Source organism: Paenibacillus sp. 1_12 (assembly GCF_900114475.1).
GTDB lineage: Bacteria > Bacillota > Bacilli > Paenibacillales > NBRC-103111 > Paenibacillus_S.
This window is the reverse complement of the sequence record NZ_FOTE01000002.1, coordinates 707,207-730,497: the sequence shown is the minus strand read 5'-3', so window position 1 is coordinate 730,497 and position 23,291 is coordinate 707,207. Positions and strand designations below refer to the sequence as shown.

Annotated in this window: 21 protein-coding genes; 15 read left to right on the top strand and 6 right to left on the bottom strand. The window is 43.9% G+C overall.

Translation table 11 applies throughout. From position 1 onward, the window contains the following. Positions 1 to 122: 122 nt before the first annotated feature. From zwf to BM210_RS34675, 7 genes are all read left to right on the top strand, one after another. Positions 123 to 1,649 carry a glucose-6-phosphate dehydrogenase gene (zwf, locus tag BM210_RS07125; protein ID WP_091166005.1) on the top strand — a complete coding sequence of 509 codons (1,527 nt, stop codon included), beginning with the start codon at positions 123 to 125 and terminating at the stop codon, positions 1,647 to 1,649. Then, on the top strand, positions 1,627 to 3,621 hold the full coding sequence (gene tkt, locus BM210_RS07120) for a transketolase (protein ID WP_091166004.1): 1,995 nt from the start codon (positions 1,627 to 1,629) through the stop codon (positions 3,619 to 3,621). Before zwf ends, tkt begins: the two co-directional genes overlap by 23 nt. 103 nt (positions 3,622 to 3,724) lie before the next feature. Further along, entirely contained in the window at positions 3,725 to 4,393 is a 669-nt protein-coding gene (fsa, locus tag BM210_RS07115) for a fructose-6-phosphate aldolase (RefSeq protein WP_091166003.1), read from the top strand. A gap of 42 nt (positions 4,394 to 4,435) precedes the next feature. Beyond that, on the top strand, positions 4,436 to 5,776 hold the full coding sequence (locus tag BM210_RS07110; RefSeq protein WP_091166002.1) for a glucose-6-phosphate isomerase: 1,341 nt from the start codon (positions 4,436 to 4,438) through the stop codon (positions 5,774 to 5,776). A 367-nt stretch (positions 5,777 to 6,143) separates the two neighbouring features. Then, the gene (locus BM210_RS34680; protein WP_091166001.1) at positions 6,144 to 6,353 is read left to right on the top strand and encodes an FIVAR domain-containing protein; all 210 of its coding nucleotides are present in this window, start codon (positions 6,144 to 6,146) and stop codon (positions 6,351 to 6,353) included. 3 nt (positions 6,354 to 6,356) lie between these two features. Then, positions 6,357 to 6,545 (top strand): dockerin type I domain-containing protein, encoded by a 189-nt coding sequence (locus BM210_RS34230; RefSeq protein ID WP_177237692.1) that lies wholly within the window; start codon positions 6,357 to 6,359, stop codon positions 6,543 to 6,545. Positions 6,546 to 6,782: 237 nt separating this feature from the next. Further along, a complete protein-coding gene (locus BM210_RS34675) occupies positions 6,783 to 6,941 on the top strand; it encodes a hypothetical protein (protein ID WP_177237678.1) in 159 nt (52 codons plus the stop codon). Positions 6,942 to 7,057: 116 nt separating this feature from the next. Here the strand turns inward: BM210_RS34675 and BM210_RS07100 are convergent, their stop codons facing one another. Continuing rightward, on the bottom strand, positions 7,058 to 7,780 hold the full coding sequence (locus BM210_RS07100; RefSeq protein WP_091166000.1) for an MBL fold metallo-hydrolase: 723 nt from the start codon (positions 7,778 to 7,780) through the stop codon (positions 7,058 to 7,060). Between the two features lie 251 nt (positions 7,781 to 8,031). Here BM210_RS07100 and BM210_RS07095 point away from each other — a divergent pair, with 251 nt between their 5' ends. Next, the gene (locus BM210_RS07095) at positions 8,032 to 9,384 is read left to right on the top strand and encodes an NAD(P)/FAD-dependent oxidoreductase (protein ID WP_091165999.1); all 1,353 of its coding nucleotides are present in this window, start codon (positions 8,032 to 8,034) and stop codon (positions 9,382 to 9,384) included. 64 nt (positions 9,385 to 9,448) lie between these two features. Here the strand turns inward: BM210_RS07095 and BM210_RS07090 are convergent, their stop codons facing one another. Genes BM210_RS07090 through BM210_RS07075 form a run of 4 tightly spaced genes read right to left on the bottom strand, consistent with a single transcriptional unit; the run spans position 9,449 to position 13,369 of the window. Further along, positions 9,449 to 9,913 carry a RidA family protein gene (locus BM210_RS07090; RefSeq protein WP_091165998.1) on the bottom strand — a complete coding sequence of 155 codons (465 nt, stop codon included), beginning with the start codon at positions 9,911 to 9,913 and terminating at the stop codon, positions 9,449 to 9,451. A 24-nt stretch (positions 9,914 to 9,937) separates the two neighbouring features. Further along, positions 9,938 to 11,545: an N-acyl-D-amino-acid deacylase family protein gene (locus tag BM210_RS07085; protein ID WP_091165997.1), complete on the bottom strand. Its 1,608-nt coding sequence runs from the start codon at positions 11,543 to 11,545 to the stop codon at positions 9,938 to 9,940. 31 nt (positions 11,546 to 11,576) lie between these two features. Then, positions 11,577 to 12,710: an alanine racemase gene (locus BM210_RS07080; RefSeq protein ID WP_091165996.1), complete on the bottom strand. Its 1,134-nt coding sequence runs from the start codon at positions 12,708 to 12,710 to the stop codon at positions 11,577 to 11,579. Continuing rightward, complete coding sequence (locus BM210_RS07075; protein WP_091165995.1) at positions 12,707 to 13,369, bottom strand: helix-turn-helix transcriptional regulator; 663 nt, start codon at positions 13,367 to 13,369, stop codon at positions 12,707 to 12,709. Before BM210_RS07075 ends, BM210_RS07080 begins: the two co-directional genes overlap by 4 nt. A gap of 263 nt (positions 13,370 to 13,632) precedes the next feature. Between BM210_RS07075 and BM210_RS07070 the strand changes: the two genes are divergently transcribed. From BM210_RS07070 to BM210_RS07040, 7 genes are all read left to right on the top strand, one after another. Further along, the gene (locus BM210_RS07070; protein ID WP_091165994.1) at positions 13,633 to 14,964 is read left to right on the top strand and encodes a spore germination protein; all 1,332 of its coding nucleotides are present in this window, start codon (positions 13,633 to 13,635) and stop codon (positions 14,962 to 14,964) included. Further along, positions 14,957 to 16,018, top strand: coding sequence for a GerAB/ArcD/ProY family transporter (locus BM210_RS07065; protein WP_091165993.1), 1,062 nt, complete (start codon positions 14,957 to 14,959; stop codon positions 16,016 to 16,018). Before BM210_RS07070 ends, BM210_RS07065 begins: the two co-directional genes overlap by 8 nt. Further along, positions 16,015 to 17,109: a Ger(x)C family spore germination protein gene (locus tag BM210_RS07060; RefSeq protein ID WP_091165992.1), complete on the top strand. Its 1,095-nt coding sequence runs from the start codon at positions 16,015 to 16,017 to the stop codon at positions 17,107 to 17,109. The genes BM210_RS07065 and BM210_RS07060 overlap by 4 nt, the downstream gene beginning before the upstream one ends. Before the next feature lie 177 nt (positions 17,110 to 17,286). Beyond that, on the top strand, positions 17,287 to 18,501 hold the full coding sequence (locus BM210_RS07055) for a HupE/UreJ family protein (RefSeq protein WP_091165991.1): 1,215 nt from the start codon (positions 17,287 to 17,289) through the stop codon (positions 18,499 to 18,501). A 15-nt stretch (positions 18,502 to 18,516) separates the two neighbouring features. After that, a complete protein-coding gene (locus tag BM210_RS07050) occupies positions 18,517 to 19,587 on the top strand; it encodes a permease (RefSeq protein ID WP_256223301.1) in 1,071 nt (356 codons plus the stop codon). 36 nt (positions 19,588 to 19,623) lie between these two features. Next, positions 19,624 to 20,574: a TIGR03943 family putative permease subunit gene (locus BM210_RS07045; protein WP_091165990.1), complete on the top strand. Its 951-nt coding sequence runs from the start codon at positions 19,624 to 19,626 to the stop codon at positions 20,572 to 20,574. A 30-nt stretch (positions 20,575 to 20,604) separates the two neighbouring features. Further along, positions 20,605 to 21,477 carry a cupredoxin domain-containing protein gene (locus tag BM210_RS07040; protein WP_091165989.1) on the top strand — a complete coding sequence of 291 codons (873 nt, stop codon included), beginning with the start codon at positions 20,605 to 20,607 and terminating at the stop codon, positions 21,475 to 21,477. Positions 21,478 to 21,507: 30 nt separating this feature from the next. On the opposite strand, the gene BM210_RS07035 is transcribed toward BM210_RS07040, so the two are convergent. After that, the gene (locus BM210_RS07035; RefSeq protein WP_177237677.1) at positions 21,508 to 23,196 is read right to left on the bottom strand and encodes a methyl-accepting chemotaxis protein; all 1,689 of its coding nucleotides are present in this window, start codon (positions 23,194 to 23,196) and stop codon (positions 21,508 to 21,510) included. Positions 23,197 to 23,291 lie beyond the last annotated feature (95 nt).

The following is a 23,291-nucleotide window of genomic DNA, read 5'->3' as shown; positions in this document are numbered from 1 at the left end:
ACGTGGTCTATATCTCCTGTAAAATATATTAATTACCTGTATAGGTGATATTCGTATTATAGTGGATTTAGGAAATAGAAACCAGTGCTAACCAAAAAGGCTCTGCAGGAAGGAGAAGAAGAATGGAAGCTACCACGTTTGTCTTATTTGGAGCCACGGGGGATTTGGCCAAAAGAAAAATTTACCCTGCCATATATAATTTGTTCATCGATCAGAAACTGCCGCAGTCCTTCTCCGTGATCGGTCTTGGTAGAAGAGAATTATCGGATGAAGCCTTTCAAGCAAATGTCGAGCAATCTATCCTTATGTTTGCCAGACGCGAAGCGAAAGATCCCGTTATGGTGAAAAGCTTCTTACGTGCATTCCGCTATAGTGTTCTCGATGTGAGCCGTAAAGAAGATTACCAGAAGCTGCTGCAGCTGATTGAACAGCAGGAAGAAGAGCAACGTGCTACAGTGCCGAATCGTATGTTTTATTTGTCCGTAGGACCTGAATTTTTTGAAACGATTACGGCGAACATCAATGAAAGCGGACTTGGTTCCGCAAATGGCTGGAAGCGTTTGGTGATCGAAAAGCCTTTCGGCCATGACTTGCAATCGGCTCGGGATTTGAATACGAATCTGAGCAAAGCTTTTAAAGAAGATGAAATTTTTCGAGTTGATCATTATCTCGGCAAGCCGATGGTACAGAATCTTGCGGTTCTGCAGCAGAACAATCCTGTCCTTCAAGCATTATGGAGCAGCCGTTACATTGCTAACGTTCAAATAACCGCGAACGAAATCGTCGGAGTTGAAGAACGAGCTGGCTATTACGATCATGTTGGTGCTGTTAGAGACATGTTCCAAAACCATATGCTGCAATTGCTCATGATGCTGACGATCCACCTCCCGAACAACAGTACTTCAGAGAATGTCCGTTTTAAAAAGAAGCTGGTGATGGATTCCCTGGAGAAGCTGCAAAAAGAGGATGTTAGATCCCATGTTGTCCGCGGGCAGTACGGAGCAGGAACGATCCAAGGGAAATCGGTGGTCGGATATACATCCGAACCCAATATTGCCACAACCTCAAAAAATGACACATTTATCGCAGTTAAGCTTCAAATTGATGATTATTTTTGGCGGGGCGTTCCTTTTTACATCCGAACTGGCAAAAGAATGAAGGACAAATCGACGAGAATCGTGATCGAGTTCAAAGAACCGTTAAAGCAGTCTGGAGCAAATCATGATAATAAAATGCCTAATCTTCTCGTATTTGAAATCAATCCCCACGAAGGAATTTCGCTCCAATTAAATACAAGAGATCCTTTGGAAAAAGGGAAGTTCAAGCCCATGCATATCGACTTTCATGAGAGTCAAGATGATGTGCCCGAGGCTTACGAGAATTTGATTGGCGACGCTTTGCACGGAGATTCTACGTTCTTCGCGCATTGGGACGAAGTCGAGTTGTCATGGCAATGGGTTCAACCTATCTTAGATGCATACGAAGAGAACCTAGTGCCACTTCATCACTATGCAGCTGGCACCTACGGACCAGTCGAGTCCGATGAGCTGCTGTCACAGGATGGCTATCATTGGTGGTTCGATGACAAGTCGGAACAAGAAATCGAATCCATAAAAGGAGAACAATATGCCTACCACACAAACAATTGATCAACTCGCTGTCGATACGATCCGTACGTTATCGATTGACGCGACTAACGCGGCCAATTCCGGTCATCCTGGGCTGCCAATGGGAGCTGCGCCTATGGCGTATGCACTATGGGGCAAACTACTGAATCACAATCCTGCCCATGCAAAATGGTTCAATCGCGATCGTTTCGTATTATCCGCAGGCCACGGCTCGGCTTTGCTGTACAGCCTTCTGCATTTGTCTGGTTATAACGTTTCTATAGAAGATTTGAAGCAGTTCCGCAAGCTGAACAGCCTGACGCCAGGACATCCTGAATTTGGCCACACGGATGGCGTAGATGCAACAACGGGTCCTCTTGGGCAAGGTATTGCGATGGCAGTAGGTATGGCGATGGCTGAAGCGCATCTGGCTTCGAAATTCAACCAAAGCGGGTTCCCTGTCGTCGATCATTACACTTATGCGCTTGTCGGTGATGGCTGCTTGATGGAAGGAATCTCTTACGAGGCTATGTCCATGGCGGGACATATGAAACTGGACAAATTAATTGTATTGTACGATTCCAACGACATCTCCTTGGACGGAGATCTCAATCTTTCCTTCGGAGAGAATATCCAAAAAAGAGCAGAATCCGCACATTGGCATTATTTAAGAGTGGAAGACGGCAACGACATTGAGCAAATTGCTAAAGCAATCGAAACAGCCAAGCTTAATGATTCCCAGCCGACGATTATCGAAATCCGGACGATTATCGGTTATGGAAGCAAAGTAGCAGGAACGAATAAAGCGCATGGCAATCCGCTTGGCAAAGAAGAAGCAAAGGCAACCAAGGAAGCTTATGGCTGGAAGTATGAAGAAGAATTCACAGTTCCGGCTGAAGTCAAAGCTCATTTTGCAGAGCTTAAACAAAATGGCGCGGCCAAAGAAGCAGCGTGGAACGAACTGATTTTATCCTATAAAGCACAGCATCCAGAGCTTGGTACTGAGCTTGAACAAATCATCGGAGGTTCCGTCAAAATCGATGCTGCGGACATCCTTACCTTCGATTCTTCTAAGACGATTTCAACGCGCGTAGCAAGCGGTCAAGCGATCAATCATTTCGTTAAATCCGTGCCTTCGATTTTTGGCGGCAGCGCGGACTTGTCCCATTCGACGATGACCGATATTAGCGGAGAGCAGGTATTTGCTGTTGAATCCTATGCTGGACGCAATATCTACTTCGGTGTCCGCGAGCATGCAATGGGCGCTGCAGGCAACGGTATGGCGCTGCACGGTGGTGTAAAACCATTCGTAAGTACATTCTTCGTGTTCAGTGATTATCTACGCCCGTCGATTCGATTGGCTGCACTGCAGAAGCTGCCTGTTACTTACGTATTTACCCATGATTCAGTGGCTGTTGGCGAAGATGGACCAACTCACGAGCCTGTTGAGCACTTGGCTGCGCTGCGCACCATTCCTGGACTTACGGTCATTCGTCCAAGCGATGCCAATGAGACGGCAAGCGCATGGGCTTATGCCTTACAGCAAAATGAAGGTCCGGTAGCCCTGGTGTTGAGCAGACAGAACCTGCCTATATATGATGCAACCAAAGGCAATGTCGATGCGGTAGCCAAAGGAGCCTATGTCCTGACGGAAAGTAACAGTCAACCGGATGTTATCCTGATCGCAACTGGTTCCGAAGTTTCCTTGGCCGTGAACGCCAAAGCTGAGCTCGAGAAGGATCATATCTCTGTACGCGTAGTTGCCATGCCGAGCCGTGAGCTGTTCAACCGTCAATCCGAAGCTTATAAGGAGTCGGTACTACCTGCTGCCGTCACGAAGCGTCTAGCTATCGAAGCCGGTATCTCGCTCGGTTGGGAGCGTTACACGGGACCTAACGGCAATATATTGTCCATCGATACATTCGGAGCTTCAGGACCAGGTGTTGAGGTTATGGAATACTTTGGCTTCTCTGTAGATAATGTGGTTCGTTTGACAAAAGAATTACTGAAGTAAAACGCTAGAAATAAGAACAAAAGCTATTGCATAGTCAGAATGTTTTGCAAGGTTAAGTAGTTTATACAAAAAAATAATAATTATAAAAACGGAGGAAATAACAATGAAATTTTTTATCGACACTGCGAATCTGGTAGATATCAAAAAGGCTTATAAAGTAGGAATCTTGTCCGGTGTTACCACAAACCCATCCTTGGTAGCCAAAGAAGGCGTGAAATTCGAGGATCGCATCGCTGAAATTTTACGCGAAGTACCTGAGGTTGAATCCGTTTCGGCCGAAGTAACGCCTGAAGCAGAAACAGCTGATGATATGATCGCCCAAGCGAATGAACTGATCAAAATCAACAACAATGACAAAAACATCACCATTAAGCTTCCGATGACGTTAGCAGGCTTAGAAGCTTGCCGTTACTTGACGAAGAAGGGTGTAAAAACTAACGTTACACTGATCTTCACCGTGAACCAAGCACTTTTGGCTGCTCGCGCTGGCGCGACTTATGTCTCCCCGTTCCTAGGCCGCTTGGATGATATCTCGGAAGACGGCGTTTTACTTGTCACGAAAATCGCTGAATTGTTCCGTACGCATAACCTGGATGCACAAATCATTGCGGCATCTGTCCGTCATCCGGATCATGTTACACGCGTGGCTATGGCTGGCGCGCATATCGCAACCGTTCCTTTTTCAGTCATCGAACAAATTTCCAAACATCCTTTAACGGATCAAGGCATGGACAAATTCGCTGCCGATTGGAAGAAAACAGTCCAACAGTAAGTTGCATTTTGTCTAACACAGGTTAAAAGGAGTGGCTTTCAAATGACAATTTCATTCGATTATTCCAACGCGTTAACCTTTATGCAGAAACACGAGGTTGATTACTTCAGCCCCTTCGTTAAAGAAGCTCATCGCATGCTTCACGCCAAAGAAGGCCCAGGATCTGATTATGTGGGCTGGGTGGATTTGCCTCTCAACTACGACCAAGAGGAATTCGCAAGAATCAAACAAGCGGCAGAGCGAATTCGCAGCCATTCCGATGCACTGATCGTCATCGGAATCGGCGGCTCGTACTTAGGTGCGAGGTCTGCGATCGAAGCCTTGTCGCACACCTTCCATAACCAGATGGACGGAAAAACACAAATTTATTTCGCCGGGCATCAATTAAGCTCCACCTACTTGACTCATTTGTTGGAGCTGCTTGATGGGAAGAACATTTCCGTTAATGTGATTTCCAAATCGGGAACGACGACGGAGCCTGCGATTGCTTTCCGCGTACTACGCGACTACATGGAGAAAAAATACGGCAAAGCAGGAGCTAGAGAACGTATTTTTGCTACGACGGATCGTGCGCATGGCGCTTTGAAGCAGCTCGCTGACGAAGAAGGCTATGAAACGTTTGTCATTCCTGACGATGTAGGTGGACGTTATTCCGTACTTACCGCAGTTGGGCTGCTTCCAATAGCCGCCGCGGGTCTTGATATTGACCAAATGATGGCAGGTGCCGCAGCTGCAGCTCAGAAGTACAATAATGACGATCTTTCCACAAATGAGAGCTATCAATACGCGGCTGTGCGAAATGCTTTGTATCGCAAAGGGAAGTCGATTGAATTATTGGTTAACTACGAGCCGTCTCTCCATTTTGTATCGGAATGGTGGAAGCAGTTGTTCGGGGAAAGCGAAGGGAAAGACCAAAAGGGACTATTCCCGGCTGCCGTTGATTTTACGACAGACTTGCATTCGATGGGGCAATACGTTCAAGAAGGTCGCCGTGATCTGATCGAGACGGTCGTTACCGTGAAGAAACCGCGTGTGGAGATTACGCTTCAGGAAGATGAAGGCAATTTGGACGGATTAAACTTCATTGCAGGTATGACGATGGATGAAGTGAATAAAAAGGCTGCTCAAGGCACAGTGATTGCTCATGTTGACGGCGGTGTGCCGAATCTGCTGGTCGAGATGGATGAGCTGAATGAATATTCATATGGCGAACTGGTATACTTTTTTGAGAAGGCATGCGGAATCAGCGGATTACTTCTTGGTGTCAATCCGTTCGATCAGCCGGGAGTAGAAGCTTATAAAACCAACATGTTCGCGTTGTTAGGCAAACCTGGCTACGAAGAGCAAAGAGAGCAGCTTCTACAACGTTTATCTAAATCTTGAAGGTGGCTGTACGCCTTGAGTAATCAACAAATCGGCGTCGTGATCGAACAATTCAAAGAATCGGGCCAGCACTCCATTGGGGTGCTGCCCTTTTTGTGTAGAAATTAGCTATGATTACGATGTTGCCATGATCGACGGTGATAGCCAGTTTTTCTTTACCTAATTTGTGTTTATATCGTCAAAAATTCGACAACACAGATGAGGATTTAGTGGATTACTAGTCCTATTACGTGCCAAATCAATTGCTGCGTCAGCGGCGACAACGATCAGCTTATCCAATACGGTTATCGCCAATGGGGATGGAGTAGAAACACAACTAACCGACGTTTCCCGCAGCATACAAATTATCGTTGTTGACCAAGCAGCTTTGAACGTTCTTATTGCCAGTGCCCAGAACGAACATGATACGGCGGTGGAAGGAACTAACGTAGGCAACTATCCGATAGGATCAAAAGCGACGCTGCTGACAGCTATTAACAGTGCTAAAGCGGTGGCCAACAACATGACGTCCACCCAACAGCAAGTGGATGAAGCCAAGACGAATTTGAGTGCAGCCTTGCAAACATTCATCGCCTAGAAAATTTCAAGGATCGAGGGAGATTTGAACGGAGACGGTAAGATCAGCATTGGTGACTTGGCCATTATGGCGAAGTATTATGGAAAGACCTCTGCCGATCCAAACTGGAATACATACCAAATAGCGGATCTTAATCACGATGGCATCATCGATATCAATGACCTCGCTAAGTTGGCGAGTATGATTCAATAATAAGTTAAACGACACCTATTAAATAAGAATACGGAGGAAGGCAAAAATGCCTTCTTCCGTATTTTTGTTTTTCTTACAATGAATCAGTGCTTGATGTTCATCAACTGGAAACAGCGGGTTGGATGAAGCGTGACAACACTCGACAGTGATGTATATCACATACGTATCCAACTAAACAACCTATAATCATTCGTATAAGTAACTAAAGTTAATAATTAATGAAACGGGGTATGATCTATGGAACTATCAAAAAATACCGAATCGAAAAAGGAATTTAGTGGACTTGGTCTTTTTATTCTTCTCACGGGGATAGTTATTTTCTCACCGTTTATTTATTTTATGATTAGCTGGGCACTTGGAGAAGTACCACTGGTTTCTGGAGGAATCGTGAAGTAACAAACGGAAAAATGTTGAGTTCTTTATACTGAAATTATACAGGAGAGGACAGGCCGAATTTAATTCGTCTGTCCTTTCAACGTTTGAACGGATAAGATATGTACACAACTCTTTATTTAAACATGTGGGGTGATTGGCGTGGTAAGAGTTCGAAGTTCAAACAGACCCGTGCGATAACCGTTTTTCAATAAGAAATTAGCATTGCGTAAGCAGGGGTGAAAATGTCCACCCAGAACAGCATCCGCTTCAACTCGGGATAGACGTTTTAACGATTCCAGATAGAGTGCCGGATCGTAATCCGCTCCTACTGCCACACCCAATTTAGCCTTCCCATTAGGGCCTGCCATCAGTGCATCCCCTGTAAATAAAACAGTCTTGCCGTCGATGCGCAGCCTATAAGCCATAGATCCGCGGGAATGCCCCGGAACATGCAGGACTTCAAACTCCAACCCGGCGGCTTGGATCACATCACCTTCGCTTACTTTTCGGTCGACCTTGCACGTAATGTATGTATCATTGTAGGAATAGTATGTAATCCGCTCGTCACCACATTCAATTCCCTCGGCATCGCTACAGCCTGCTACAATCTCACTACCTCGTTTACTAAAAATATGAGCATTTCCACTATGATCAAAATGTGAATGCGTAAGCAAAAGCTGGCTCACCGGATATTCGGATAACCCCCATTCTAGTAGGTTCTGGTCTATAACCTTGAGATCGACATGGTTCGTTCCACAATCAATAAGTACAACCGCGTCGTCACCCAATACAGCATACACATTAGGATGAAGCCCATATGGCTCACCACTTAATTGGTAAATACGTTTCATTAGCTGCATACAACTAGCATCTCCTTTTGGTTAATTGGAATGGAACGTACTTTTTTGACATATAACATCGATACTTTCGTTACCATAATTGTAGCATACTTTTCCAAATTGGAATGGATCGCCGACTTTCATAAAACGTATGTTGCTTAAGATGAGAACGATTTGTTAAAGTTAGAAACTGAGTGTGTTCAATGAAAGGGACCGTTGGCCATACAATGTGGATTCTTATAAATTAAATAAAACAAAAAGGGGGGACGGCTATGTACGACATAACAATTATTGGAGCCGGGGTTAGTGGAATCTTCGCTGCCCACACCTTGATACAGAAGGATCTTCGCATCTTGATGATTGACATTGGGAAACGCTTGGAGGAACGGGACTGTCCCTTAGATCGGGGTGAAAGTTGTCATTGTGATTCCTGTGCCAAATATGTAGGTTTTGGTGGACTAGGTAAGTCTGAAGGGAAGTATAACTATACCAATGATTTTGGAGGTGACCTTGAATCTAAGGTGGGATATGACTTCGCTCTTAAGCTGATGGAAGAGGTAGATCATACATTATGTCAGTACGGCGGCGATCAAGCAGTGATGTACAGCACAGAAAATCCTTCCCTTGTTCGTAAGGCCAAAAAGGCTGGTTTTGAGATTCTCTCCACCAAAGTTCGGCATCTGGGAACTCGACTGTCGGAGTCTGTGCTGCAGCGAATGTTCGAACGATTAAAGACTACAATGGATTTTAGATTTCAAACCGAAGTGAGTCGGATTCATAAAAAGGACGATTATTTTGAATTAATCATTTCAGGCGACAGCAAGTCTATATTTTCAAAAAAAGTCATTCTAGCAACGGGCCGCAGCGGAAACGAGTGGTTGTCTGATCAATGTGCTTCCTTAGGTATCCTTCAAAATCTCACAAGAGTAGATCTCGGTATTCGTGTAGAGATGCCTGGTAATCAGCTCGATTCTATCCTTCAGGATTCATTTGAAACGAAGCTGCAATATGTTGGAGAAGGCTTTACGGCTACTACGTACTGTATGAATCCGAAGGGAAGAATTATCCGTAAGTATCAGGACGGGCTGGTCATGGCAGATGGCCAAAATTATCGGGAACAGGTAAACGGGTCTTCTAATCTGAATTTTACTTTGTTTGTACCGAGATATTTCTCAACCCTACAGGAAGCCAACCAATACGTTCATTCCATAATCGGCGCCATTAATCAAGGTGGAGATCGGATTTTGGCGCAGCGGTTTGGAGATTTACAGGAAAATAGGGCAACCTCGGCTACTACGATGTCTCACAATAGAGTTACACCCACATTATCCGCTGACTATGGCAGCTTAAGGCAGGAGGTTCCTGATCTCTACATTCAATCCGTTCAACTTTTTTTCGATTCTTTGGAAAAGCTATTGGAGCAACCCATTGATGAGGATACTCTGCTCTATGCCTTGGATGGAAAGTTCTATTCGCCTAGAATCAAGACGGATACCCGATTTGAGACGGAGGTTAGTCATCTCTATGTGATCGGGGATTGCTCTGGCATAACACATTCTCTATCTCAAGCAGCTGCTAGCGGAATTCATGTTGGCAAGAGCCTACTCCAAGAAAAGACACTTTAACAGCAACAAAGTCATGCACATGCAAAATGAAAGGATGCAGCAAATAAAATGAAGCCTACTCCTATCAATCGCGTATTTCCGCAATGATTTCAATTTCGACCGGTGTATGAAAGGGCAGCTCGTTCGTTCCGATAGCCGATCTTGCATGCTTGCCGCTTTCGCCAAATACATCGACCAGTAAATTGGACGCGCCGTTCATTACATAAGGCTGGTCGGCGAAGCCTGGTGCGCTGTTGACAAGACCTAGCATTTTTACAATTTGTACGACACGATCCAAATCACCCAGATACCCTTTCATTACGGCCAGGCAATTGATAATCGTCTGACGGGCTGCTTCTTGTCCTTGCTCTACAGTAAGATCCTTGCCCAGCTTGCCCTCGTACATCAGCTTGCCGTTAATGCGGCAGTCTTGACCGGACAAATAGATCAGGTTTCCGGTTTGAACGCAGGGAACATAAGTAAATCGTGGTTCAGGTGACGGGGGGAGAATGATACCAAGCTCCAGTAATCTTTGTTCAATCTTTGCCATTGTAATGACCTCCATAAATATAAATTAATGATGAAAGCAGCAGTGCTGCGCTCGAATTAATTGTCCATCTCTTGCGTGCGTATGCTGACCGCGGTCAAAGGTTGGCTTGCCGTTTACGATAACCTGTGAAATCCCATCAGGATATTGCCTTGGGTCTTCAAAGGTGGCATGATCCTGGATGATGTCCGGATCGAACACAGCCAAATCCGCTGCGTATCCAGGCACAAGTAAGCCGCGTTTGCCAAGCTTGAAGCGCTGCACGGGGAAGGAAGTAAGCTTACGCACTGCCTGCTCGAGAGTCAATACCTTTTCATCCCGCACATATTTGGCAAATACTCTTGGGAAGGTGCCGTAGAGTCGCGGGTGCGGCTTGCCGGTTTCACACGTCAGGCTGTCGGAAGCGATGAGAGACCGTTCATAGCAAACGACTTGCTTCACATCATCGTCAGCCATGTGAAAATACACAATCGAAATTCGCCCATCCTCCTCGAGCAGTAAATCAAGCATGCAATCTACGGGGTGCAGGCCTCTTATTTCACTAATTTCCTCCATATGCTTGCCTTCAAGCTGCTTGTTCTTCTCGTTATGAACAGCTGACAGGAAGATGCTTTGCCAGCCAGTGGAGCAGACCAGATTGTCCCAATCCTCATGCTCGCGCCCTAGCTCCTCACGAATACGTTTGCGCATACCTGGGTCTCGGCATACCTCCAAAGCGCGGGTTATGCCGCCTTCAAGTGACCATGGCGGGAGCACAGTCGTTAACGTAGTGGAGCCTGCGTTATACGGATACACATCGCAGGTGACGTCAAGTCCACGTGCACGAGCCTGCTCAATCAGCTCCATCGCTTCCATAATCTTACCCCAGTTGCGCTTGCCCGCTGCTTTCAAGTGACTGATATGCAGGGAAACGCCCGTTTTCTCGGCAATCCAGATCACTTCTTTAACGGATGGGATCAAATTATTGCCTTCGCCGCGAATATGGGTCGAGAACAACCCATTGTACTTGGGCAAAACAGAGCACAACTCAGCAACCTCCTCCTTGGAGGTATAGCTGCCGGGAGCATAGAGCAGTCCGATAGAGAAGCCGATAGCTCCGGCCTTAAGCCCTTCCTCAAGCAGTTGCTTCATTAGCTGCAGCTCTTGCCCTGTAGCATCGCGCTTGGCGAAGCCCATGACGGCAATCCGCAATGAGCCATGTGCGACATATGTAGCAATATTCTCCGAAGGAGCAGAACACGCGAGTGTATCCATATATTGGGGAACGGTTTCCCATGGCCATTCCCATGAGGTTTTTCCAAGCACAGGCTGGACGTAGCTTTGCAGCAGGTCAGCATTCTGTTGGAAAAACGGGGCAGGGGCGAGTCCGCAGTTGCCGACCACCTCAGTTGTCACACCTTGCCGGATTTTGATTTCGCTATGGGGATGATCCAGTATCATCAGATCGGAATGGCAGTGACCGTCAATAAATCCGGGAGAGATGACCTGCTTATGGACATCGATCGTGCTGTGTGCTTCTTGATCAAGTCTACCGACTGCGGCAATCAGTCCATCTTTAATGCCGATATCGCCTAGAAACCAAGGATTTCCTGTTCCATCCACAATGCGACCGTTTTTCAATATGAGATCAAGCATAGTAACGTCTCCTTATAATCAGATTCGGCGGCTATTCCAGCATCCCGCGCCCGAGCACGGTCATTTCCTGCAAGGCTGCGCCATCGCTGAAAAACACTTTATTATGCAGATTAACAGTGCTGCAAATATGGTTTGGGATGATCCGCAGTCGGCTGCCGACCTGCAGGTTGGCATTTTGCGAGTTAGGACCCAGGCGAAGCATACCGTGTTCCTCAGAGAGCCGCTCCAGCACGGCATCGTCCAAGCCATCGATGTGGCCGAAGCCTTGAAGCATCAGGGGTTCGATATTAGGCTGTACATCAGTGGCAAAAGTTTTGCTGCCTCCGTCGACGACAGCCAGATCCGCAGATGGTCTACTTACGACGGTCACCCAGACACTGCCAGCGCAATCTTCTAAGCTGCATACGCCCAACTTCGCTTGCATGCGGTCTTGATACACATAGGTTCCCGGACGGATTTCGGTTACGCCCTTCACGGCTGCTGCATACATGCCTGTTGGAGTTGAGCCGACACTCACATCGACGATTGGAATGCCGTTCGCACGCAGCCGCGCAGCCAAATCGGCCATAATTTGGCCTTCGTCCTCACCTGCGGTTTGCAAATCGAGTGTTGGCTTCTGGTTGTAAATCGCTCCACGGAACGTGTAAATCCCCGTTAACCGCAGATGCTCCAAGCTATGGATACGAGCAGCCAGCTCCGGTGCTTGATCATACAGTACACCCGTCCGACGCAGCCCGGTGTCGATCTCCAGTCTGACTTGAAGCTGATGCCCGCTGCGTCCAGCTGCTTCGTTCATTTGTTCAGCACCCACTAGGCTGTCTACGGCTGTAATCAATGTGATTTGTTTACTTAGTCGAATTGCGCGTTCGATTTTATCAGTCGTGACGAGTGGATAAGCAATAAAAATATTCGTAATCCCATGCTGTGCCATGACCTCAGCCTCAGACACTTTGGCTACTGTAATACCAATAGCTCCGGCATTCAGCTGCTGATGAGCAACCCAGGGCAATTTATGTGTTTTGGCATGGGGACGAAGCTGAATCTGATTGCTGCGGGCAACCTCGGCCATATTGTGAATGTTACGCTCCATAATCGCCTTATCAATCCTAATAAAAGGTGTCTGTGGTTCGTTGTTTACGATGGATTTGCTTGCTTCCTCGCTCATTCCTGCTCCTCATTCCTCTCAGCTTGAGATTTGCTTTCTTCCAGATAGCTGTAAAGCGTGTACTTGGAGATGTTCAAATAGCTGCATATTTTCTCGCCGCTTTTCTTTACCAGGAAAGCACCCTTTTGGTCCAGCAGCTGAATCATTCTCATTTTGTCCTCTTTCGTCATCGCGGCTACAGGTTTACCGACCTGCTCCTGGGCTTCCTGAAGCAGTGCGTCGAGCAGGTCGCTCACATTGCTGACGAATGATTCTTTGACATCTACTTGTTGTCCACCTGTCGTTAACGAATCCAGCGTTCGCTTAGCCATCATCAGATCGGTCACATCATAATTGATGCATATGGCTGCAATCGTTGTGCCTGCACTGTTTTTTTTGTACAACGAAGTAGAACGAAGGATGCGGCCGTCTTTGGTTTGTGTAATGTAATTAAAGCGATTTCCATTGACTTGGCTGCCTCGCAAAATTTCCAACCCCAGGTTTGTACCGGGATCGCCGACCTTCCTTCCGGTTATATGACCATTCTCAATGGCCACGATGGTGCTTTCATAATCTCCGGTCAAATCATGCAGCACGACCTCGCACTGATCCCCGAATTGAGCGGCAATACCTTTAATCAAATCACTAAAGAACTCAAAATCTTCACGAATAGACTCCATTATTCATCAAGGTCTCCTTATGTAAAAGTAACTCATGTAAAAGCAGCACCTGCAAAAATAGTAACACAAACAAAAAAAAATTCAAACATAAATTTAGTTAGAATAAAAAAAAGTATGATTTAGATTGCTTGCTTGATTTTGAACTGCTGCCGCTAATCGTATAGATTGAACTTTCGTCTAATTGAGGCCCATTTGGGTAGTTAGCCTTATTCGTCGTGAATAAAAAAATGGAAAAAAACACAATATATAGGTGAGGTGGGATCATGACAGTATCTTGTATACAACTAAAGCAAATATTCGAGAGCAGTGGCGATTTCATTTACACGGAAACGATATTGAACAAGAAAATAGTACATATTTGTTATTTGCAATCATTAGTTAACTTTAAAAATACGATGGATTTGATAGTTAATCAACTGAGTCAAGCTGAAGATGACATCGATCCGATTCCATATATGGCCTTGACCTATAATGCCAGAGTGAATCTGTCTTTGGATGAGCTTATCCAATCCGTATTGCGGGGTATGCTGATTATTTTTGATCAGGATGGAATAGGGAATATCGTATTCAAACCCGTACACCCTCAAAACGCTAGAAGCATCGGGGAACCTCAAAACGAGAATCCCATCCAAACCTCAATGGATGCTTTTACGGAAGATATGAATATGAACGTAGGTTTGATTCGCAATCAACTGAGATCAAAAGACTTAGTTGTTCAATCACATTCCTTAGGGAGTGATTATCCGCGTGATTTGTCGGTTCTTTATCTACAAGATCAGGCCAATCCGAAGATGGTTAAGCTCATTTTGGATTGCTTAAATGAGAATAAAATGATGGACATTTCCGATATTCAGCTTTTGTTGAAAGCATTAAAGCAGCCTCGCTTCAGCCTAGTTCCAACCTATGTAACTTCTGAGCTTCCGGTAGCGACGAAGCGCTACCTGCAGGATGGCCGAGTCGTGATCCTATTGGATCATTTTCCGTTTGCGATTTCGTTTCCAGCTATTGTGACGGATTTCTGGGCGGTGAAGACCGATCAAGATCAACCGCTTCCGTTTATGATTCTATACCGAATCATACGTTTTATTGCATTGTTAGTAGCGATCTCCATGCCTGGCTTGTATGTGGTCCTCAATGCCGTAAATCCCGAGCTGTTGAGAATTCAACTGGCGGTGTCTATTACAGATTCAAGGGAAGGTGTTCCTTATCCGGTATTAATTGAAGTCCTGCTCATGCTGATCATCATTGAAATGGTCATAGAAGCGAGTATTCGGCTTCCCAAAAGTATCGGTCCAACGATCACGATGGTAGGCGGGATTATTCTGGGAGAAGCTGTAGTACAGGCCAGACTGATGAGTAATTTTTTGATTATCATTGTGGCGGCTACAACCATTGCACATTTTTCATTGGGTACATATATAAATACGCTTTCGATTCGATTGTATAAATATGTAGCTATTATTTTCAGTGCTTTTTATGGAATATTAGGTTTAATGTCGTCCCTCGTACTGCTGTGCTTCTATTTGGGAAGCATTTCTACCTTTTCAATCCCTTATTTAAGCTTTACCGCAAAAAGAGGGGAATCTAATGAATAAAAATTTGGTTTTCATTTTATTTTTTCTGGTCCATCTTTCTTTGTTTTTTTATATGTATCCGGTGAATATCATCGAAGCAGCAAATAAAGGCAGTTGGGAACCTATACTGGTCGGTTTTTTGATAGAGGCACTTTTTGTAGGCGTGTATCTGAAAGGAATATCAATGTTTCCATGTAAGGACATTATTGACATTTTCACTGGAATATCGGGAAGATGGGTAGCAAGGGTTCTCCTTATTCCGTATTTTATTTTTCTATTTATGAACTTCAGCATAGTCCATCGTATGGAGCTTGATTCGATTAATGTCGTGCTGCTGCCCAAAACCCCCATGTTGTTTCTGCTGCTGCTTTATGCGATCCCATTCTACGTAGCCTGGAAAGGCATTCAATCTATTGCTCGAGGTGCAGTAGTCGTGTCTATTTTCGCTGTACCTCTAATTTTGTTTTCTTTAATGAGCAGCATTAAAAATTTTGATTTCCATCAAGTTTTCCCTTTGTTCGATGCACGAATGACTTTTTTTACAAAAACGGAATTCTATTCGGCGCTTTTCGCTCATTCCGGCTTTTTGTTTCTTGGGATGATTGGTCTCAAAATGAAGTTAAGCATCCGCTATACCATCATGGTCTTAATGGTGCTTTTCTTTTTTGCACTATGTGCCGTTTACGTACCCTTGCTCATTTTTGGACCCGAATCCATTATTTATTTGCGTTATCCCGTCGTGTTAACTTCGGATACAGTCGATATGGAATGGGTTATCTTTGATTGGCTGCCTACTTTTTTTATTATTTCTACGATAGCTATTTCCATGGTGGAAGCAGCAGTGTCATTTTGGATCATGACAACTCTCATGCAGAAGCTGTTTTTTTTTCGAAAAAGAGGATGGGCAGTCATTGTATTAAGCATAGCTTCTTATGTCCTTAGTGCGATGATCGTCAATACGGAATGGCTGGATACAATGAATGCATGGAATACCATCTTTTGTTTGTACAGTATCATTGTAATTCCGCTGACGGTTTGGATTATGAGTTTAAAATATAGGAGGGATTCCGCGTGATACCTCGCTTCGTCATCCGTATCGGACTCTTCCTGTGCTGTCTGGGCTGCTTGGGAATGCTCACTAGCTGCTGGGACACCAAAGATATTAATAAAAGACTCATGCCAGTTGTCATGGGGATTTGTAAAAATGAAGATCAGCCCTACAAAATTATTTTGCAGATTCCGAGTCCTCAGAAGAAAGGTTCTCAATATTTAGAGGGTGAGGCGCAAACGATTAACAAAGCCATAGATGAAATCCGTATGAAGTCTGAAAAAAGTGTTGATCTGCTGCATTTAAGGTTATTTCTAATATGTGAAAAGTTGACGAAAAAAGATATCAAAGACATTGTCAATTATGGGATACAGGCAAACGATATTTCGGTAAAAGGATTAGTAGGTATTGTGAGAGGGGATTTCGAACAGACGATGCACCACAAAATCCAATCCAATCCGGAGCTGTCCTCGTATGATTTTTTCAGTGAACAGGCGGGGTGGACTCCCGATATTACAATTCTTCGTTTATGGGAAGCGTTTCGAGATACGAATTCTTATACACAGGATATGGTTATACCGATTCTCAGTAAGGGAACCGACACCCTCTATAACTTTGAAGGCTCTGCGATTATGCGAAAGGATAAAATGGTGGGTGAAATTTCCCCGGACGAAAACGTAATTTACAATACATTTCGAAGAAAGTACACAGGAGGCACGATAGAGGTTGCGAAGAATAGCAGTGTCTTGATTAAGAAAGCATCCATTAGCCATAAGGTCAAATGGACAGTTTCAGGTCCAAGCATGAAAAGCCGGATGAAATTGGACGTGGTGATTTCAGAGAACAAGGAGAATTTACCCGACGAAGTTATTGCCAAATTGCTCAAAGAAGAAATTGAAAAAAAAGGAGATAAGCTGATTCAAAGACTGCATTCCTATAAAGCCGATTCCCTTGGCATCGGACAATATTTTCGAAGAATCATGACGCCGAGTCAGATGAAAGACTGGAAAAACCAGTGGTTTCCGCATATGAAGCATGAAATCACAGTGGATATCACGATTCTTAACAATATTTATTTCAAATCTTCGAATAAAATGAAGTCAAACCCCGGTAGTTGACGAGGATCCACGAACATCAAAACAAACCAATTCTGGAGAATGGCAAGGGTATTTCCATCCGCTGCTGTTCTTTTTTTGTGCGTTTACTCTACGTTAATCAAAACGTATCTTTCATTTTACAATTGGTCGCTATACTAAACTAGTATTCTAGTAAGTGTATAAACAGGAGGGACATCTATGTACAGACTGAAAGCCAAATCCAAATCATTAATTTTTCGAAGATTGTATGTTTATTTGTACTGTTTGCTGTTTGGTTTCGTACTCATTTTTTCAAACACCCAAACGGTGCAGGCTCACGCATACAGTGCAAGTTACACAACTTTAAATTTCACAAAATCTCAGACTGAAATGACCTATGTAATTGATGAATTGTCGGTTATCGAATTAACTGATGGTGATGTGAATCACAACGGAATGCTGGATCCTGAAGAATTTAAAGCGGTACAGAACCAGATTGAATCGGTCATTAAGGAAAACGTTACTTTAAAAATAAACGGCGAACCGCAGACATGGCTGCGCACGAACTATATAACACTTAATCGACAAGGGGAAGCCACACAACTTACACTGAATGTAGTGTACCCCGCTGTATTGGCCTCTCAGGCTGTAACTCTCACAGATCGTTTATATGAAACTGACACTAAAACCAATTATGTGAATCTGCTTACTATTCATTATGGAACTCAAAAGAGCACTTCAGCTCTATCAGGCAAAAACCGTACGTGGTCCATGATGCTTTCGGACAGCGCATATGCCGGATTACAAGATGACCTGAAGACACAGGGCAATACCAGTACTGACACAGATAAGCAATCCCAGGATGTGACAACGAATTCATCCGAGATGATCTCGGGTTGGTTGTCATTTTTTAAGCTTGGCATTAATCACATTCTTACAGGTTATGACCACTTATTGTTTTTGTTAGCGCTCCTTATCGCCAGACAAAGCTTCAAGAAATTTGCGCAGGTGATTACCGCCTTCACTATAGCCCATAGCTTGACATTGACGTTATCTGTTTTAGGCTGGCTTGATGTATCGCCTCAGTTCGTGGAGCCTGCGATTGCTTTTAGCATCTGTTATGTCGCTCTGGAAAACATATTCCGCAAAAATGTGAACAACCGTTGGATATTAACGTTCCTGTTCGGTTTGATCCATGGCATGGGCTTCGCCGATATTCTCAAGGAGATGAATATCCCTACAAGTGAGCTGGCAATCGATTTGGCCAGTTTTAACATCGGGATCGAAGTTGTACAGCTTGTAATCGTCATTATCTGTTTACCTTTACTCGCTCGTATGCAAAATTGGAGCCATTCCAGAGGAGCGGTTATCGCAATATCCTCGGTTGCTTTTATTTTAGGAGGCATTTGGTTGGCTGAACGAATCTTAACATAGAAGAAGGGGAATACGTTGCGTAACATATCTACACATAAGAATGCACCTGTGAAATCCAACAGCAATTTGCTTATTATTGTCTGTTTAATAATCGTATTGATCTTATACCTTGCCACACTAAAAGACTTTGGAGCTATACTAAGTAATTCCAAGCTGCAGGTTTTTAAAATGACGCTGATCAGCATTATTATCGAAGCTTTGCCGTTTATTTTGATCGGCGTGTTCGTTTCGGCCCTGCTGCAGGTATTTGTGTCGGAACGTACCATCAGGAGATTAATTCCCAAAAATCCGTTCCTTGGGATCGTGACCGCAGGCGTACTTGGCATTATTTTCCCGATATGCGAATGCGGGATGGTTCCTGCGATTCGCAATTTAATTAAAAAAGGCATGCCCTTGTATGTGGCTTCCACATTTATACTGGTAGGACCGATTCTGAACCCTATCGTTTTTTTATCAACACTAACCGCCTTCCGCAATCAACCAGTAGTTGCTTATAGCCGTATGGGGGTAGCGATTGTTGTGGCGCTCATCGTTGGGCTTATTATTTATCGGTTTGTCAATCCGAATCAGTTGAAGAACACGCTGCTCACGAATCATGGTCATGACCAGGAACGAAATAGCATTGAGCCAGCAGCGCAACCACATTCTCATAAAGAACATAGCCACAGTCATCCTGTAGGAAATAAGCTTCTGGAAGTGATGAGCCACACCATAAGTGAATTTTTTGAGATGGGCAAATACTTGGTATTTGGTTCCATGTTAGTCGGGCTGCTGCAGGTTTTCATTTCACAAAACGGCTTGGCATCAATGGGGGAAAACTTCATAAGTTCCCACCTCATCATGATGGGACTTGGTTTTATTTTATCGCTTTGTTCAACAGCGGACGCCTTTGTGGCGCAATCTTTCCAAACTACATTCTCCAATAGCTCTCTGGTCGGATTTATGGTGTTTGGTCCGATGCTTAATTTAAAAGGGCTTTTGATGATGCTGGCTGTTTTTAAAACCAGATTTGTCGTTATACTCGGTTGTCTAGTATTTGTGTTTGTTTTTGCAAGTACATTAGTGCTTCATTGGATTTTGAATTAATCGGTTCCTTTATTCAACGCAAGGAAAGGTGACAGTATGCGTATACAAATTAGCTCTATCCATGTGCATCATTTCTTGAGAGCGGCGATTTTAACCGGGTTTGCCGTTTATACCGCGTATTTGTTATTGTCGGGTGAAATTCTTCAGTTTATCGTTCCACAGTTAGTCATTTACGTAAAATGTGCCGATATTGTACTTTTTATTACTGCCGGGTTTCAATTTTATATTGCTTTTCTATCCCTGAAGGAGCAAACCATTTCGTGTGGGTGTGGTCACGATCATCAGGAATCAGACCCTTCACATGATCATGCTTTCGGGCATCATCATACTCACGCAATCGAAGAGTCTTTATGGAAAAATGTCGTTATCTACGGCTTATTTATTATTCCGCTTGTTCTTGGGGCGTGCTTGCCCAATAAAGCGATTGCCAGCTCTATGGTCGATAAAAAGGGTATGAATTTGGGTGGTTACACGATCCAGAACCGTCCTGCTTCAGGTGACATGGTAGAACTGGGCGGCAACGAAGATCCTTCATTGAAGCAATTGTTTAAAGCCAATGTATACGATCAGGATTACGCAAGATTGGGCATTTTCATTTACAAGCAGCCATTGATCGAAATGAAGGATGAGTGGTTTATTGAAAAACTGCGTGCTTTAAATACCTTTGCGGACAATTTCCAAAACAAAGAGATTAGCATCAAAGGTTTTGTATATCGGGAAGCGGGTTTACCGGGTAATCAAATTATTGTCGGGAGAATGGGGATGACCCATTGCATAGCCGATATATCTCCTTATGGAATTATCGCGGAAGCGCCAGATTCCAACACTTTGGCCAATGATTCATGGGTCACAGTTACCGGAAAAGTAGGGAAAACACAATACAATGGACAAACCGTAATCAAAATCATGGTAGAAAAAGTGGAAGCCGCAGCAGAGCCAAGCGTTCCTTATGTTTATCCCGATTGGAATTTTGCTTCGAAACTATAACGTTCGCTAACAAATAAAGAGGTGTTTATTTTGCTGCTTAGCATTGGAAGTTTATTCATCGTTCTTCTCATAACGGGATATTGTATTGTTCGTATCCATCGCTACAAGGGATTCATCACAAGTGCAGCCGGAAAGCTGAGCAGCATGTCAATGGTTGCCCTCTCCAGCGCATTCATCGGCATTTTGTCCGCTCAAACGTTAGAATATCAGATCGTCCCAAGCACTGTTATGAGTGGATTGTTTGCGATCGCAGTCGGGTTTCTCACAGGTAAACCATTTCGTAAGCTTGATGTGGTCAATGGAATTTTGTCCGGATTTGTGGGGGCAATTATCGGTATTGTTGCAGGCGTTATGATATTCATCTCTGCCAGTGCCATTATGATTACGGATTTGGGTTATATCGTCTGTATTTATTTGCTGCTGAGCGTGTTTGACCGCCAAATCAACAAGGTGCAATCCCAGGAGATTACCTCTACTAAGGCAGTTGGACAACACTCTTATATCCCGACTATTTTTCTTGCTTCGGTAGTTTGCCTTATGCTCGGAGGTGTTATCGTTAACTCAAATAACATAGTGATTGGTCAAATAGGTCAAAAACAAAGCCAAGTTACCGCAATGGATGAAGAGAACGATCTGCAGGTAGCAATAATTGATGTGACCGCTGCTGGATTCAATCCTAAAAATACTGAATTTAAGGCGAATACGATGATCAAGGTAATTTTCAATGTAAACTCCAACACAGGCAACGGTTTGAAGCTGGTTTCCAAGGATTTAAAGATTGACATGGTATTAAAAAATGGGAAAAATTCATTTCTTCTCGATGACCCCCAACCCGGAAAATATGAATTTATGCTCGGATCGGGGGAATACAAAGGAAGTTTTACCGTTACTCAGAAAAAGTAACGAGTTCATCACTGTATGTAGTAGGTGCCATTATAACGTAAATCTAACGATTTGATTTTGTAATTGTTCAGACATTTCGGTCATGGAGGAGGCAGAGGAGAAAACCTCTTCCATGGAAGCTAGCTGTTCTTCCGTTGAAGCCGATACATGTCGAATCTCTGTAGTAGATTCCTCGACAATTTTGGAAATGTAATTCATGGAGTTACCCACTTGTTCCGTACTGGCAGACATTTGCTCTGCAGCCGCTGATACCTCTTGTATTTGGGTTACTACTTTAAGTACTGATTGTTCAATATGCTCGAACGAGGTTCCGGCTATATGTACGACAAGCATGCCTTCATTTACCTCTTTGCTCCCAGCTTCCATCGATTGTGCAGCCTGATGTGTTTCTTGTTGAATTGTTGATATCAAGTTAGCAATCTGTTGCGAGGAATGGGAGGATTGTTCGGCTAGTTTCCGTATTTCGCTCGCTACAACCGCAAATCCCTTACCCTGCTCTCCTGCGCGTGCTGCTTCAATCGATGCATTTAAAGCTAGTATATTAGTCCGGGCTGCAATCCCCGTTATTATTTCGACAATCTCTTCAATATCCTGAGAACGATCACTCAATCCTTTGATGATTCCTGATAAATTCTCGATGGTTTGATGTATAAAATTCATTTGATGAATTACCTTTTGAATAGCCTGTTTGCCTTCTAACGACTTTTCCGCAGCCTCAGATGTAGTAAAAGATACACTTTGAGCATGAATAGAAATTTGCTGAGCGCTAGCTGACATTTCATTTACGGCATGCACGCTTTCCGTTACACTTTGGACTTGCTTGTCTGCCCCGGCGGCAACCTCCTGGATGGCAGTAGCAATTTGTTCAGCAGCAATATGGGTCTGATGGGCACTTGATGTCAATTCTTCCGAGGAAGCCGTCACATTTTCGGCACTAGTTCGAACTTGAAGTATTAAACTTCGAAGATTAGTAACCATTTGGTTAAAGGAATCAGCCAATTCTCCGACTTCATCCCGATTCTTCACCTTAATCTCTTTAAGTGTGAGGTCGCCTGAAGCTATTTGTTTGGCCGCATTCGCTATAAATACAATCGGTTTGGAAATGATCCTAGAAATCAAATAGCCTATTACAATCGCGAGTATGAATGAGAACACACTAATAATCAAAACAGTTCTTTTGACGGATTCAACCATTAACGAATTTTCTGCGCTGCCTTCATCCACTAATTTCTGTTGGTTTTCTGCAATTTGATTTGCCAGAGTTTCCATTTCACGACCAATCAGAATAGTTTCAGAACTGGCCAACTTTACTGCTGCTTCCTTATTTGTTACAGCCAGTGTAGCCACTTGGTCAGCACTTTTCTTAAGTTGTTGATTAAGTGTATTTAATTTGTTTAAGTCGGTTTTGTCTGTATCACGCTTTACCATATTTACAGTGGCGGTAATCTGTTCCGTTAGGTTCGCATTTGCTTGAGTATATCTATTCAATCCGTCTTGGCTTTGAGTTAATAGATAATCTCGTAAACTGCTCATTTGCTGCAGAGTGCTTGATCTCATATCTTTTGAATTGGATAAGATTTTCGTTCGTCTATTTACAAGATCTAAATAAGAATCGTCGACCTTCTGTAAATAATAATGCGAAAAAGCGCTAACCAATCCAAGCAGGAGCGCGATCACTATGAAACCAGTTATCATTTTGTTACTAATTGTAAACCGCATACGCCACCTCTTCTCATAAATAATATCTGACATATTCCGACATTAACACAAGCTGTATTTTTTTACAAGATTCCTCGATATAAACAATTATTTAG

Bases quoted from the DNA above. Each gene is read 5' to 3' on its own strand.
- BM210_RS07045 (WP_091165990.1), top strand. From the start codon at position 19,624: ATGCGTATACAAATTAGCTCTATCCATGTGCATCATTTCTTGAGAGCG.
- BM210_RS07090 (WP_091165998.1), bottom strand. From the start codon at position 9,913: ATGGCAAAGATTGAACAAAGATTACTGGAGCTTGGTATCATTCTCCCC.
- BM210_RS07075 (WP_091165995.1), bottom strand. From the start codon at position 13,369: ATGGAGTCTATTCGTGAAGATTTTGAGTTCTTTAGTGATTTGATTAAA.
- BM210_RS07100 (WP_091166000.1), bottom strand. From the start codon at position 7,780: ATGCAGCTAATGAAACGTATTTACCAATTAAGTGGTGAGCCATATGGG.
- BM210_RS07065 (WP_091165993.1), top strand. From the start codon at position 14,957: ATGAATAAAAATTTGGTTTTCATTTTATTTTTTCTGGTCCATCTTTCT.
- fsa (WP_091166003.1), top strand. From the start codon at position 3,725: ATGAAATTTTTTATCGACACTGCGAATCTGGTAGATATCAAAAAGGCT.
- BM210_RS07085 (WP_091165997.1), bottom strand. From the start codon at position 11,545: ATGCTTGATCTCATATTGAAAAACGGTCGCATTGTGGATGGAACAGGA.
- BM210_RS07035 (WP_177237677.1), bottom strand. From the start codon at position 23,196: ATGCGGTTTACAATTAGTAACAAAATGATAACTGGTTTCATAGTGATC.
- BM210_RS07070 (WP_091165994.1), top strand. From the start codon at position 13,633: ATGACAGTATCTTGTATACAACTAAAGCAAATATTCGAGAGCAGTGGC.
- tkt (WP_091166004.1), top strand. From the start codon at position 1,627: ATGCCTACCACACAAACAATTGATCAACTCGCTGTCGATACGATCCGT.
- BM210_RS07095 (WP_091165999.1), top strand. From the start codon at position 8,032: ATGTACGACATAACAATTATTGGAGCCGGGGTTAGTGGAATCTTCGCT.
- BM210_RS07055 (WP_091165991.1), top strand. From the start codon at position 17,287: ATGTACAGACTGAAAGCCAAATCCAAATCATTAATTTTTCGAAGATTG.
- BM210_RS07110 (WP_091166002.1), top strand. From the start codon at position 4,436: ATGACAATTTCATTCGATTATTCCAACGCGTTAACCTTTATGCAGAAA.
- BM210_RS34675 (WP_177237678.1), top strand. From the start codon at position 6,783: ATGGAACTATCAAAAAATACCGAATCGAAAAAGGAATTTAGTGGACTT.
- BM210_RS07080 (WP_091165996.1), bottom strand. From the start codon at position 12,710: ATGAGCGAGGAAGCAAGCAAATCCATCGTAAACAACGAACCACAGACA.
- zwf (WP_091166005.1), top strand. From the start codon at position 123: ATGGAAGCTACCACGTTTGTCTTATTTGGAGCCACGGGGGATTTGGCC.